The sequence below is a fragment of the Arhodomonas sp. KWT2 genome, assembly GCF_041949875.1.
Classification (GTDB): domain Bacteria; phylum Pseudomonadota; class Gammaproteobacteria; order Nitrococcales; family Nitrococcaceae; genus Arhodomonas; species Arhodomonas aquaeolei.
This window is the reverse complement of sequence record NZ_JBHFPQ010000051.1, coordinates 362,434-375,750: the sequence shown is the minus strand read 5'-3', so window position 1 is coordinate 375,750 and position 13,317 is coordinate 362,434. Positions and strand designations below refer to the sequence as shown.

At 70.2% G+C, this 13,317-nt stretch carries 12 protein-coding genes and 1 tRNA gene; 6 read left to right on the top strand and 7 right to left on the bottom strand.

Going from position 1 to position 13,317, the window contains the following annotated elements; genetic code table 11:
* Position 1: 1 nt before the first annotated feature.
* The 3 genes from ACEZHJ_RS17140 to betC form a co-directional block, all read right to left on the bottom strand.
* Positions 2–1,645: a diguanylate cyclase gene (locus tag ACEZHJ_RS17140; RefSeq protein ID WP_259200095.1), complete on the bottom strand. Its 1,644-nt coding sequence runs from the start codon at positions 1,643–1,645 to the stop codon at positions 2–4.
* Between the two features lie 188 nt (positions 1,646–1,833).
* On the bottom strand, positions 1,834–2,790 hold the full coding sequence (locus ACEZHJ_RS17135; protein ID WP_018716666.1) for a glycine betaine ABC transporter substrate-binding protein: 957 nt from the start codon (positions 2,788–2,790) through the stop codon (positions 1,834–1,836).
* 210 nt (positions 2,791–3,000) lie between these two features.
* On the bottom strand, positions 3,001–4,593 hold the full coding sequence (gene betC, locus ACEZHJ_RS17130; RefSeq protein WP_163140647.1) for a choline-sulfatase: 1,593 nt from the start codon (positions 4,591–4,593) through the stop codon (positions 3,001–3,003).
* A gap of 129 nt (positions 4,594–4,722) precedes the next feature.
* On the opposite strand from betC, the gene ACEZHJ_RS17125 reads away from it, so the two are divergent.
* On the top strand, positions 4,723–5,610 hold the full coding sequence (locus ACEZHJ_RS17125; RefSeq protein WP_163140649.1) for a LysR substrate-binding domain-containing protein: 888 nt from the start codon (positions 4,723–4,725) through the stop codon (positions 5,608–5,610).
* A gap of 21 nt (positions 5,611–5,631) precedes the next feature.
* Here ACEZHJ_RS17125 and ACEZHJ_RS17120 read toward each other — a convergent pair whose 3' ends face one another.
* From ACEZHJ_RS17120 to ACEZHJ_RS17110, 3 genes are all read right to left on the bottom strand, one after another.
* Positions 5,632–6,615, bottom strand: coding sequence for a zinc transporter ZntB (locus tag ACEZHJ_RS17120; protein ID WP_163140651.1), 984 nt, complete (start codon positions 6,613–6,615; stop codon positions 5,632–5,634).
* Between the two features lie 42 nt (positions 6,616–6,657).
* Positions 6,658–6,957, bottom strand: coding sequence for a ferritin-like domain-containing protein (locus ACEZHJ_RS17115; RefSeq protein ID WP_018716662.1), 300 nt, complete (start codon positions 6,955–6,957; stop codon positions 6,658–6,660).
* Between the two features lie 95 nt (positions 6,958–7,052).
* The gene (locus ACEZHJ_RS17110; RefSeq protein WP_018716661.1) at positions 7,053–7,568 is read right to left on the bottom strand and encodes a host attachment protein; all 516 of its coding nucleotides are present in this window, start codon (positions 7,566–7,568) and stop codon (positions 7,053–7,055) included.
* 258 nt (positions 7,569–7,826) lie between these two features.
* Here ACEZHJ_RS17110 and ACEZHJ_RS17105 point away from each other — a divergent pair, with 258 nt between their 5' ends.
* The 5 genes from ACEZHJ_RS17105 (at position 7,827) to ACEZHJ_RS17085 (ending at position 12,444) form a co-directional block, all read left to right on the top strand.
* Entirely contained in the window at positions 7,827–9,977 is a 2,151-nt protein-coding gene (locus ACEZHJ_RS17105) for an AsmA family protein (RefSeq protein ID WP_163140653.1), read from the top strand.
* Positions 9,977–11,053 carry an A/G-specific adenine glycosylase gene (mutY, locus tag ACEZHJ_RS17100; protein WP_163140655.1) on the top strand — a complete coding sequence of 359 codons (1,077 nt, stop codon included), beginning with the start codon at positions 9,977–9,979 and terminating at the stop codon, positions 11,051–11,053. The genes ACEZHJ_RS17105 and mutY overlap by 1 nt, the downstream gene beginning before the upstream one ends.
* Positions 11,050–11,319 carry an oxidative damage protection protein gene (locus tag ACEZHJ_RS17095; RefSeq protein WP_026320868.1) on the top strand — a complete coding sequence of 90 codons (270 nt, stop codon included), beginning with the start codon at positions 11,050–11,052 and terminating at the stop codon, positions 11,317–11,319. Before mutY ends, ACEZHJ_RS17095 begins: the two co-directional genes overlap by 4 nt.
* The gene (locus ACEZHJ_RS17090; RefSeq protein WP_163140657.1) at positions 11,316–12,332 is read left to right on the top strand and encodes an MBL fold metallo-hydrolase; all 1,017 of its coding nucleotides are present in this window, start codon (positions 11,316–11,318) and stop codon (positions 12,330–12,332) included. Before ACEZHJ_RS17095 ends, ACEZHJ_RS17090 begins: the two co-directional genes overlap by 4 nt.
* Before the next feature lie 36 nt (positions 12,333–12,368).
* A tRNA-Phe gene (locus ACEZHJ_RS17085) sits at positions 12,369–12,444 on the top strand.
* A 177-nt stretch (positions 12,445–12,621) separates the two neighbouring features.
* Here the strand turns inward: ACEZHJ_RS17085 and ACEZHJ_RS17080 are convergent.
* Entirely contained in the window at positions 12,622–13,269 is a 648-nt protein-coding gene (locus ACEZHJ_RS17080; protein ID WP_018716636.1) for an isochorismatase family protein, read from the bottom strand.
* Between the last annotated feature and the right edge of the window lie 48 nt (positions 13,270–13,317).

The window sequence follows — 13,317 nt, the reverse complement described above, 5'->3', positions numbered from 1 at the left end:
CTCATTCCAGGCGTACGCAGTTGCGCCCGTCGGCCTTCGCGCGGTAGAGGGCCTGGTCCGCGCGGGCGACGAGGGTGTGCTCGTCGTCCTCCTCGCCGAGCGCGGCGACCCCGAAGCTTGCCGAGCACCGTCCGATCTCCGGGATCGGGGTGCGTGCGAGCTGCTCGCGCAGATGTCCGGCGAGGGTGCAGGCACCGTCCAGGCCCGTGCGCGGGCACACGATGATGAACTCCTCGCCGCCCCAGCGGCCCAGGTGGTCGCCGGAGCGCACCGCTTCCTGCAGGACCTCGGAGAACCGCCGCAGGACGTGGTCGCCGGCGAGGTGGCCGTGGGCGTCGTTGATGGCCTTGAAGTGGTCGATGTCGAGGAAGATAACGGCGAGCTGCTCACCGGCGGCCCGGGCGCCGGCGACGGCGGCGCGGAGCTCGCCCTCGATGGCGTCGCGGTTGGCGAGGCCGGTGAGTGCGTCCGTGCTGGCGCGGCGGTCGAGGCCGCGGATGCGGGCGTGGGTGCTGCCGAGCAGCGCGTTGTAGTGGGTGCTCAGCATCTGCAGCTCGTGGACGTGTCGGCCCGGGCCGTGCAGCCGGATCGGCCGGCCGCGCTCGATGGCCGCGACGGCGTGGTGCAGCGGTCGGACCAGGGCGTTGCGGGCCGCCAGGTAGGCGAGCAGGATAACCACGAGGGCGGCCGCGCCGGCGAGCCCCAGGGCGATGGTGAAGCGCTTCTGGGCCGCGCCGGCGATGTCCGCGGTGAGGTCCACCTCGGCGAGTATGTGTGTGGTCAGCGATTCGCCGTAGGGGATGTCGGCGACGTAGATCAGGTAACGCCGGTCGCCGTCTTCGGTGGCGGTCACCGCCGGCTTGCCGCTGGCAATGACCTCGCGAATACGTGCCATGCGCTGTTCCCGCTCCCCGCCCCGGGCGAGCAGTCTCGCCTTTCCGTCCGGGTCCGTGCCGCTCTGCCAGGGTTCGCGCAGGCTCAGCAGCAGGTGGTCCCAGAGCAGGAAGTACAGTCGCGCGGAGTAGGCGTCGTTGCCCTCGGCGGTACCCTGCAGACGGTTGAAGAAGCGGTCGATGGCCGGATCGGAGAAGCCGAGCTCGAGGCTGTAGCCGTCGTCACCCAGGGGTGAGTAGCTGTAGACGCGGAAACGCCGGGACACCGCCTCCAGCGTCGGCGGGCTGATCAGGGTATCGTCCTGCTGGTGGGCCCGCTCGAGGTAGTACTGGCCGTCCCGAAGCGCAGGCTGGTTGAAGTCCAGTCCGCGGTCCGGGGGGTAGGTGGTGTGGGTGACGTGCCAGTCCGGCGAGATCACGTAGATGTCCACCCGGTGCCCGGCAGCCCGCGACAGCGTCTCCTGCAGCGGCCCGAGGTCGGCGTCGCGGCCATGCTTGCGCAGCCATTCCCGGGCCCTGCGGTGCAGGGCAAGGAAGGTGTCGTGGCGGTCCTCGAGCCGGCGCTCCAGTGCGCCGTAGGCGCCGCGCAGCTCACCGCGTATGCCCGCGAACAGCGCCTTCTCCGTCACCGTTTCCAGCTTCTGCGCCTGGTCGAGCACGTACAGTGACGAGCCGGCGAGGATGACGCCCAGCGCGGTCACCAGACCGACCAGGCCCATGAGCAGCAGGCGATGGGTCTGCAAGGCACGCATAGGCGTTGTCCCGGGGCTGAGGCGGCGGCGTGTCGATGTATCGTTGTGGGTGCCGCTCCCGCGGCATCATCCGGTATCTCGGGGAACGGAACAACCCCGGGCGGGGTGTCGTGCAGGGACAGGACGGGTTCCAGGCAGGGGCAGGGCCGCGGCCCGGGCGGTACCGCCCGGGCCGGGATCCGGACACGTCAGTCGCTGAAGTGCGCGCGCACGGCCTCGATGCCGGGGGTACCGTCGGGCGTGCGGACGCCGTCCACCCACTGCCCGACAAGGTCCATGTTCTCGCGGATCCAGGTGGTGGCGACCTCGTCCACCGGCTGGTCCTGGCGGTTGTAGCGGTCGATCCAAAGGCTCTGGGCGTCCGTGGGCACGTTGAACTGCCGCAGGAAGCGCGCCGGCTGGGCGTGATCCCCGGGCCAGCCCGTGGCGACGATGGTGTAGACCGTGGTCTTCATGCCGGCGAGCCTGCCTTCGGGGTCGGCCTCCAGGAAGCGGATGTCGTAGGCGATGTCCATCCAGTGCGGCTTCCAGCCGTGGAAGACGATGGCCTCCTTGCGGCCGGTCTTGCGCTTCACCTGGGCGAGCATGCCCGCGACGCTGCTCGGCACGACGCTCCAGTCGCCGAGCCCCATGTAGTCGTCCTTGACCGCGTCCTGGAAGGCGCGGGTCATGGCCGCCCCGGAGCCGATCGCGTAGATCTTGTGGTTGAAGGCGTCGCCGTTGGCGACCAAATCCTCGACGCTGTGGATGCCCTGCTCGTAGACATAGGACGGCACGGCCAGCCCCTGTACGGCGCCCTCCAGGTTGGCGGCGTACTTGACGGCCACGCCGTCGTCGAGCAGCGGCTGGACCATGTCCTTGTGTGCCGGCATCCACGCACCCAGGGAGACGTCGACGTCGCCCGTGCGGATGCCCTGGTAGACGAACTGCGGGCTGAGCTCCTGGAGGGTGCTCGGGTAGCCCATGGCGTCCAGGATCTGGCGGGCGACCTCGGTCTTGACGGTCACGCCGGGCCAGGTCTGGATCGCGAAGCGGATGGGTGCCTGCTGCTGCGCGGACGCGCCGAGCGGCGCGAGGGCCGTGACAGCGGCGACGATGATCGTGATCAAGGCCGCACGCAGGCGGCGGTTGTTATGGTGGATCATGGTGGGTCCTCCCCGGTTTCCGGGTGCCCCCGGGAGCGGGGGCACCGTGGTGAAGGCGGGTGTCAGCCCGCGTGATCTCACCGAATCGTGCCGGCACGGGCGCTTCGTTGATCGTGTGTGGCGCCCGGTCCGGTCCGGGTAGTCGAGCGAGCGTGCGCGACTACGCCCCCCGGCCCGGTGGCGGGCCGGGTTTCGGTGACGTGCTGGGGGTCAGGCCTGCCGTCCTCCCGCGGCGGCGGCCAGCTTGGGATTGTTCTGTTCTTCCAGCCGGGCGCGGGCCTCGCGCTCGGCCAGTACCTCGCCGTTACGGATGTATCTGTTCGCGGCGTCGTAGCGCGGCTCGTAGTCCCAGGGCTGGAAGCGTCCCTTCGACAGCGCGGAGTAGATGAACCGGCGCCGCTTCTGGGTATCCAGCACGCGCTCGCGCAGGTCGTCGGCGTCCCAGCGCTCGTGGACGAGCGCGGCGAGCTCGCGCTCGACGTCCTGCAGCTCATCGCGGCCGGCCAGGTTGTCGAGCTCGTCCGGGTCTGCCTCCAGGTCGAAGAGCTGGGGCGGATCGGCGGGGGCATCGGCCTCGCCGTCGCTGTGGACGTACTTGTAGCGCCCGCGGCGCACCATCAGGCAGGGGCCGGCGGTGCCCTCGCCCATGTATTCGGAGTAGACCGTGTCCGGCCAGCCGTCCGTGCGGCCCTCCATCAGCGGCACCAGGCTGCTGCCGTCGAGCCGCGGGGCGACGACCGGGTCCGGGGTCTCGCCGGAGGCGAACTCTACCAGTGTCGGGAACAGGTCCACCAGGGACATGTTCTGGCTGATCCGGCGGCCGCCGGCGATGTCGGGGTGGCTGACGATGAACGGCACCGAGGCGGAGCGTTCGTACATGCTCATCTTGTACCACATGCCCCGCTCGCCGAGCATGTCGCCGTGGTCGGCGGTGAATATCACGATGGTGTTGTCCGCCTGACCGGTGCGCTCCAGCGCGTCCAGCAGCTCGCCGACGCGGGCGTCCACGTAGCTGATCATCCCGTAGTAGGCGTGGCGGGTGCGCCGGATGTCCTCATCGGTGTGTGATTCCCGGTGCATGCCATAGTGGTAGTACAGCCGCGCGCTGTGTGCGTCGCGTTCCTCCACGGGGATGAACGGTACCCGCGGCATGTCGATCTCGTCGTCGCGGTAGAGGTCGTAGTACTCGCGGGTGGTCAGGTACGGGTCGTGGGGATGTGTCAGCGAGGCCGCGATGAAGAACGGGCGCTCGTCGTGCGGGTCGCGCCTGACGTCATAAATGTGGCGCACGGCCCGCCAGGTGGTCTCGTCGTCGTAGTCGATGGGCATGCTGCGTGCGACCACGCCGGAGTGGGTCACGCTCTCCATGGTGTGGAAGAACTCCAGTTGCTCCTCGGGCTTCTCCCAGTCCGGCGTCCAGCCGAAGTCCACCGGGTAGAAGTCGGTGTTCAGCCGTTCCTCGAAACCGTGGAGCTGGTCCGGCCCGACCAGGTGCATCTTGCCGCTGAGGCAGGTGCGGTAGCCGAGCGCGCGCAGATAGTGCGCGAAGGTCGGCGTCGACGACGGGAACTCGGTGGCGTTGTCGAAGGCGTTGAACTCCGAGGGCAGCCGGCCGGAGAGCATCGATGCCCGCGATGACGAGCACAGCGGCGAGTTGCAGTAGGGGTTCTCGAAGACCGTGCCGGCCGCGGCGATGCGGTCGATGTTGGGCGTCTTCACTACCGGGTGGCCGTACGCCGGCAGGACCGGCGAGCCGAGCTGGTCGGCCATGATGAACAGGATGTTCGGCTGTTTGGCTGGCATGGATGCCCTCCGCGGGTTGTCAGGGCGGTTTTTTTGAATCGCTCCAGTCTCGGGTGGCCGCCGCGGGGCCTCAATCGATGAATCCGGCATGTTAGCCTTAGCTCAGCTAATGACCCGCCCGGAGGCCCGATGTACAGCCGCCTGCCACCGCCGAGCTGGTTGCGCACGTTCGCCGCCGCAGCCCGCCACATGAGCTTCACCCGCGCCGCGCGCGAGCTGCACGTGACCCAGTCTGCGGTCAGCCAGCAGATCCGGCTGCTCGAGGACCGGCTCGGCGAGCCGCTGTTCCACCGCCTCCCGCAGAGCCTGCAGCTCACCGAGGCGGGCAAGGCCTATCTGCCGGTGGTGCGGGACGCCTTCGAGCGCCTGTCCTACGGCACCGAGGCGCTGTTCGGCTACGAGCGCACCGGCCAGGTGACGATCCGCGCCACGCCCGGATTCGGCGAGTTCTGGCTGGCGCCCCGGCTGCACGCGCTGTACGCGGCTCACCCCGAGCTCGAGCTGCGCATCGTCTCGACCATCTGGAACACGGACGTGGTGGAGTCCGGCGTTGACCTGGAGATCCGCTACGGCAGCGACGAATGGCCGGAGCTGGAGACGGTCCGCCTCACCCGGGAATACCTCATGCCGGTGTGCTCGCCGGGGCTCGCGGAGCGGCTCGGTGGCGCGCCGGAGCGACTGGCCGGCGAGCGGCTGCTGCACGTGGACGGTTTTCGCACCGGCTGGCCCGAGTGGCTGGACCATGCCGGTGTGTCCGCGGTGGTGGACGGCGGATCCGGCTCGCACTTCGACACGGCGATCCTCCCGACCAAGCTCGCCGAGGAGGGACTGGGCGTGGCGCTGGGGCGCTGGTCCATGGTCGAGGGGCGGATCGCACGGGGATCGCTGGTGGCCCCGTTCCGGGCGGTGCTGCCGTCGAACGAGGCGTTCTATGCGGTATGGCCCGCCGACCGCGAGCTGCGCACGGAGGCGGTGGTACTGCGTGACTGGCTGGTCGCCGCGGCGGACGGCGGGTGACTGCGCCCGCGGGGCGAGGGCTCAGAGCCAGCGGCGCAGGCGGAAGAGCACCAGCTCGGCGACGGCGAGCACGCCGAGGACGACGCAGAGCAGGATGAACGCGCCGGGGTCCTCGGTGCCGGGGAGGCCGCCGACGTTGACCCCCAGCAGGCCGGTGATGAAGCCCAGCGGCAGAAACAGCGTCGCCACCAGCGAGAGCACGTAGATGGTGCGGTTCATCTGGTCGGACAGCCGCGTGGCCAGTTCCTCCTGGGCCACGGCGGCACGGTCGCGCAGGGCCTCGAGGTCCTCCACGTAACGGGTGATGCGGTCCGCGGTCTCGCGCAGGCGACCGCGGTCGGTCTCGTCCAGCCAGGGCAGGGCCTCGGTGGCGAGGCGTTGCATGACGTCGCGCTGGGGGGCGATGAAACGGCGCAGGATGATGCCCTGGCGGCGGATGGCGACGAGCTGCTGGCGCATCTCGCGGCCCTGGCGGTCGACGAGCTGCTCCTCCAGGGCGTCCAGGTCCTCCTCCAGCCCGGCGATGATGGGCCCCATGCGTGCCACCAGGCCCGCGGCGAGGGCGGTGAGCAGCCCGCCGGGGGTGCGCGGCGCACCGGGGGCGTCCAGGGCGGTGCGGACGTCCTCCACCGCCTGGAGGCGCGGGCCGCGCAGGGAGATCAGGCGCTCGTGATCCAGCCACATGCGGATCGAGACCATGTCCTCCGGGTCGGCGCCGGGGTTGAGGTTCACGCCGCGGAGGATGACGAGCAGACCGTCGTGCATGGGCGCGAGCCGCGGGCGGGTCTCCTCGGCGAGCAGGGCCTCCACCAGCAGGGGCGGCAGCCCAGCGGTCTGACCGAGCCACCGGTGCATGTCCGGCGCGGTGCGGTCGAGGTGGGTCCAGAGCGTGCCGTCCCCCGCCTGCCACCCGACAACGGCCGCGGCGTCGGCGGGTTCGAGCCGCCCGCGTGTGCCGGCGGCGTATGCGCAGATCAGTCCGTCCGTCGCCCTGCTCTCCTCCATGGAGTGCCCCCGGTGTGGCCGCGCCCGGCGGGCGCGGGGTGATCAGTGGTCGTGGCCGACGATGGGGCCGTCCTTGAAGAGATATTCACGCAGGTGGCTGTCGAAATCCGGGTAGTTACGGCGCAGCCACTCCAGGCACATGCAGGCGTGCTCGAGCTCCTCGCGCATGTTGTGCAGCAGGATCCCGCGCAGTTCGTCGTCGCCGCAGGCGTCCGCGCGCTGGCGGTACCAGTCCACCGCCTCCAGCTCTTCCTGCAGTGATACCACCGCCTGGTGATGCAGCCGCGTCTCCCGGCTGAGCTCTTCGAGTGGCTCGTGATAGCTGTCGCTTCCAGCTGCCATGATTGCCGTTCTCCTTTCCGTGTCTTTGATTGCGGGTAGTGTTCATCCTATTATCCGCGCCGCCGCCGGTCATCCGGCGACGGCGCGGAGCCGGGTCAGCCGGCGCCGGGACGCGCGCCGTTGCCGCCGCTGCGCCGTGCCGGCAGCAGCCCGTCCTCGGTCAGCCGGGCGTGGAGCTGGCGGGCGGAAAGACGGGTGAGGTCCTTGGGGACCTCGACGATCCGCGCGCCTTCCGGGGTGCTGCCGTTCAGGGCCTGGCGTACGAAACCGAGCATCCGCTTCTCCGCACAGAGAATGACCCGCTCGGCGCCGGTATTCTCGAGCAGCGTGCGCAGCTCGGTGACGATCTCCCGGGCGAAGCGTCCCTCGAGCTCGGCGTCGAAGCCGTCCCGGTGCTCGTCGTAGGTGACGGCCTGGCCGGACGGGCCGCGGTTCCGGCCGCTGCGCCCGTCGCTGTAGACGTGCTCGTCGTGGGCTCGGTGGCGCGGGTTGATCAGGGTGTTGCGCTCGACGAGGTCCGGGCCGCCGTCGAGCTCCGGCACCTCCGCGTGCTCCAGGGTGAAGAAACGGGCGCGGGCCCCCTCGGCAACGACAACGCAGGTCTTCGTCATGGTCGTCTCCTGTAATGACGCCGTGTGATTCATGGCCCCTCGGCCCGCCGCGGCGGCGCCGCCCGCGGGCCTTACCCCCATGACACAGTGCAGGATGCCCGGCGCATCCTGTCCTTTTGTCCCTTGGTTCAAGGATCGGGGCGTTAACGCCCCGGTCAACCCCTTTTCGCAGTATAGGAGCCGAGCCCTCGGCACGGGCAATACAACGCCCCGGCCATGTGGCTAGAATGTCGGCATGACACCGTCAGGAGGACCGGTATGGGCAAGCTACTGAAGTGGGTGGTGATCGTCGTGATCGCGTTGATCGCCCTCGTCGTGGCGGCGGCGCTCGCCGTGGTCGCGTTCGTTGACCCCAACGACTACCGCGAGGACATCGCCGCCGTTGTCGAGCGCAACACCGGTCGCTCCCTGGCCATAGACGGCGACATCGAGCTGAGCTTCTTTCCCCGCCTCGGGCTCGCCGTCAACGACGTCGCCCTGGCGGACGCGCCCGGATTCGGCGAGGAGCCGTTCGCCGAGGTGGGGCGCGTGACGCTCGGTGTCGGCCTGAGCTCGCTGATCTCCGGCGAGCCCCGTCTCGACACCATCACCCTGGAGGGGTTGAGGCTGCGCCTGATCCGTAACGCCGACGGCGAGGCCAACTGGGAGCAGTTCACGCCGCCGGCGCAGAAGGCCGCGGCGGGGCAGGTGGTACCGGTCTCGCTGACCCCGGTTCAGCAGGATGGCGCTGCCCCGGCGCTGCCGGCCATGGTGCGCAACGCCCGGCTCGACGGTGTGGAGGTGAGCGACGCCCGCATCAGCTACCGCGACGAGGGCGCGGGCACGGCCTTTGCCGTGGAGCCGCTCAATCTATCGCTGGAGGACGTGCGCTTCGGTGCGCCGGTGCCCCTGGAGGCGGACTGGCAGGCCTCGCTGGGCGAGGGGGTGTCGCTCGCCGGTGAGCTCGCCGCGACCCTGCAGGTTGACGATGCCCTGCGTGAGGCGACCGTCACCGGTATCGCCCTCGATCTGACCGCCAGCGGCGACGGCGTGCCTGCCGGGGAGCAGACGGTCACCGTCAGCGGCGAGGCCCGTGCCGACCTCGCCGGCGGGACCTACCGGATCCCCGAGCTGAGCGTGGCCGGCGCGGGTGCCGAGCTCCACGGTAACGCCGAGGTACGCACCACGGATCAGGGCCCGGTCGCCGCCGCGTCGCTGAACGTGCCGGCGGTGAGCCCGCGGGAGGTGATGGACGCCCTCGACATGGCCGTGCCGGAGACCCGTGATCCGGACGTCCTCAAGCGGCTGGAGGCGAGCACCGAGCTGCGCTACAGCGGCGGCACGCTGCGCGCGGACCCGCTGAACCTCACTCTGGACGACACCACGGTGAAGGGGACCGCCTCGGTGAGCGACTTCGCCGACCCTGCGATCGCCTTCGATCTCTCCACCGAGTCCCTGAACGTGGACCGTTACCTGCCGCCGGCCTCCGAGGGCGGGCAGCAGGCGGGTACCCCCGGCGGCGCCGCGGCCAAGGGGGCGGGCGAGATCCCCGTGGACACCCTGCGGGCGCTCAACCTGGACGGCCGCCTCGCCGTGGGCCAGCTCACGGTCTCCGGCCTCAAGCTCAGCGACGTGGAGGTCGTGGTCAGGGCCGCGGACGGCAAACTCCGCGTCCATCCGCTGAACGCCGCGCTCTACGGCGGCAACTACCAGGGCGACGTGCGTGTCGACGCCACCGGCGAGGAGCCCAGGGTACAGGTGGACGAGCGGCTCAGCGGCGTCAGCGCCGGGCCGCTGCTCACCGACATGGCCGGTTTCGAGCGGCTGCTCGGCACGGCCAACCTGAGCCTGCAGGCGAGCACCGCCGGGCGCCAGACGGACGCGCTGATCAAGGCGCTCCAGGGCCAGGCGCGCTTCGAGTTCACCGACGGGGCGGTCAAGGGCATCAACATCGCGCAGATGCTGCGCGAGGCCGTGGCGCGCTTTCGCGGTGAGTCGGTGAAGGAGGCGGCGGGCGAGCGCCGGACGGACTTCAGTAGCCTTACCGGCACCGTGCAGATCGACGGCGGCGTGCTCCGCAACAAGGACCTCCAGGCCAAGACGCCGCTGCTGCGGCTCGACGGCGACGGTGATGTGAATCTCGTCAGCCGCGAGATGGACTACAACCTCACCGTGAACGTCGTCGGCTCTCTGGAGGGGCAGGGCGGCGAGGAGCTCGCCGCACTCAAGCGTGTGCCCGTGCCGCTGCGCTTCCGCGGCCCGCTCACCGGACCCAGTGTCGAGCTCGCGGTGGGCGAGGCGCTCCAGCGCGCGGCCCAGGGCCGCGTCAAGGAGAAGGTCGATGAGAAGAAGGCGGAGGTGAAGGCCAAGGCCAAGGAGGAGATCGAGAAGAAGGTCGGCGATCGCCTCAAGGGGCTGTTCGGCGACTGATGGCAGGGCTGTCGGCACAACGGGACGCCGCCGCGGCGGACGTCGCCACCCGCGTCGTCGAGTGGTTCGATGTCCACGGCCGCCACGACCTGCCGTGGCAGCGCCCTGCCACGCCGTACCGGGTGTGGGTTTCCGAGGTGATGCTCCAGCAGACCCAGGTCACCACGGTGATCCCATACTTCGAGCGCTTCATGGCGCGCTTCCCGGACGTCCATGCCCTGGCCTCGGCGGACGTGGACGAGGTCCTGCACCTGTGGTCCGGGCTCGGCTACTACGCGCGGGCGCGCAATCTCCACCGGGCGGCGCAGCGGCTGGTCGAGGACCATGGCGGCGAATTTCCCGCCGGCATCGACGCCGTCGAGTCGCTGCCCGGGATCGGGCGCTCCACCGCCGGGGCGATCCTCTCGCTCTCCCGCGGCGAGCGCCATCCCATCCTCGACGGCAACGTCAAACGGGTGCTCGCGCGCTACCACGGCATCGACGGCTGGCCCGGGCGCACCGCCGTGGCCCGCGAGCTGTGGGCCTGGTCCGAGGCGCACACGCCGGATACCCGGCCGGACGCCTTCAACCAGGCCATGATGGACATGGGGGCGACGGTGTGCCTGCGCCGCCGCCCGCTCTGCGGCGCCTGCCCGCTGGCGTCGGACTGCCACGCCCGTGCCGCCGGGACGCCGGAGGCCTTCCCGGGGCGCCGGCCGAAGCGTGACAAACCCGTGCGGGCGACGCGCATGCTGCTCATCACCCGGAACGACGGCCGGGTGCTGCTCCAGCGCCGTCCGCCCACCGGGATCTGGGGCGGACTGTGGTGTCCGCCGGAGTGCGACGTCGACACGGACCCGGCGGAGGAGGCGTCCCGGCGCTTTGGCCTCACGCTGTACGGTGTGCACGAGTGGCGGCCGCTGCGGCATGTATTCACCCACTTCGCGCTGGACATACATCCGGTGCGCGCGGATGCCGGTCCGGGCACGGCCGTCATGGATGATGCCGACCTCGTCTGGTATAACGCCGGCTCCGGCGACGCCCGCGGCCTCGCCGCGCCGGTCGCGCGACTGCTCAAGGGCCTGGAGGATCCATGACTCGAACCGTTAACTGCGTGAAGCTCGGCCGCGAGGCCGAGGGCCTGTCCAGGCAGCCCTATCCCGGTGACCTCGGCCGCCGGATCTACGAGCAGGTCTCCAAGGAGGCCTGGCAGATGTGGCTGCAGCACCAGACCATGCTCATCAACGAGTACCGTCTCTCGCCGATGGACCCCAAGGCCCGGGAGTTCCTGGAGAAGGAGATGGAGAAGTTCTTCTTCGGCTCGGGCTCCGAGCTGCCCCCGGACTACCGCCCGGACGCGTGAGCGCCGCCGCACTGGATTACCCCCTGCCGCGTCCCGCCCTCGGCGAGCCGGTGCCGGTTGCCGGGGGCGTGCGCTGGCTGCGCCTGCCGCTGCCCTTCGCCCTGGATCACATCAATCTCTGGCTGCTGGACGGTGCTGCCGGCGAGCGCGTGCTCGTGGACACAGGCGTGGGCTCGCCGGACAACCGCGCCCACTGGCAGGGACTGCTGGAGGCGTGGTCGCCCGGGCGCATCGTCGTGACCCACTTCCACCCGGACCACATGGGGCTCGCGCGCTGGCTGCAGGCCGCGACGGGTGCCGTCGTGTGGATGACCCGTGCCGAGCGCGATACCGCGGAACGGCTGCTGGCCAGTTCCGACGATGAGGCGGGCGAGTCGGTGGCGGCGTTCTATCGCCGGCACGGACTCGACGCCGGGCGGGCCGACGCCCTGCGTCGGCGTGGCAACACGTACAGCCCCCTGGTCGACGGCATGCCGGAGATCGGGTGCTGCATCGCGGACGGTGACACGCTCGACCTCGCCGGCGCGGACTGGCGCGTGATCGTCGGCCGCGGCCACGCCCCGGAGCACGCCTGTCTCTACCGCGCGGAGGACGGTGTGCTGATCGCCGGCGATCAGCTCCTGCCGCGGATCTCCAGCAACGTCAGTGTCCCGCCGGCCGCGCCGGACGCCGATCCGCTCGGGGCATTCCTGGACTCGCTGGACACCCTCGACACCCTGCCGGCGGATACCCTGGTGCTGCCGTCCCATGGCCGGCCGTTCCGCGGTCTGCATGTTCGCACCGCCGAGCTCCGTGCCCACCACGGGCATCATCTCGAGGTGCTCCTCGCCGAGGCCCGGCGGCGGCCGCTCACCGCGGCGGACGCACTGCCGCTGCTCTTCGATCGCAGCCTGGACAGCCACAGCCTGTTTTTCGCCATGGGCGAGGCCGTCGCCCACCTCAACCGGCTCTGGCATACCGGCGCCGTGGCGCGGCGCGAGAGGGACGGCGCGTGGGTCTTTACCGCCCCTTGACGCCGGTGCCCTAATTCGGTTGAATACCCGACCTCGGGCCAGGTAGCTCAGTCGGTAGAGCAGGGGATTGAAAATCCCCGTGTCGGGAGTTCGATTCTCTCCCTGGCCACCACCCAGACAAGCACTTACGAGAGACCCGGCCGTCGCGCCGGGTTTTTTGTGTCCACGACGCGTGCACCGGTCGTCCCCCCCCGGCAGGGCGTTCCGGTGGCATGCCACCGGGAATAGCCGCCGACGCCGCCTCCACGGTGAACCGCGGTGGTCCACCGTGAAGGTCATGCGCGTGCCGCTACACCGCGGCGCGCCTGTTGGCGCTGATTTTCTCGAGATAGGGGATGAGGTCATCGGCGCTGCTGAGGTCGACGTAGCGCCGCGAGATGTCCCGCAGGTTGTCGCGGTGGGGCTGTTCCTCGTGATCGCCCACGCAGTCCTCCGGGACGATGGTCCGGAAGCCCCACTGGAAGCTGTCGATCGAGGAGGCGCGGACGCAGCCGCTGGTGGTGCAGCCGGTGATGATTACCGTGTCGACCTGCTCCTTGATGAAGTACGGTACGACGCCGGTCTGGAAGAAGATCGAGGGCCCTTTCTTGCAGACCACGACGTCGTAGCCCGGCTCGTGAATGCGCGGATCGAGCTCGATCGACGGATCCCCGAGGCGGAACTGCTCGCGCACGGCGGTAATCTTCCAGTAGGGCATGTCCAGCCCGCCCTGGTAGGCGGTGTAGCAGTTCGCCACCGGGATCCCGCACGCACGGGCGGTATCGAGCAGGCGCGCGGTGTTCTCGAGACTCCGCATGATCAGTGGTGCGCCGCCTAGCGGATACTGCTCCTCCGTGAACCCTTTCTGGAAGTCGATGACGACGATCCCGGGGCGCTGCCCGAGGCCGACGTCGATCTCGCCGTAACTGCGTTCGGTATAGTCGCGCTGATCGCCCATGTCTGGCTCCTCCTCGTCTGTGTCACAACAGCAGGTGTAATGGCCGTG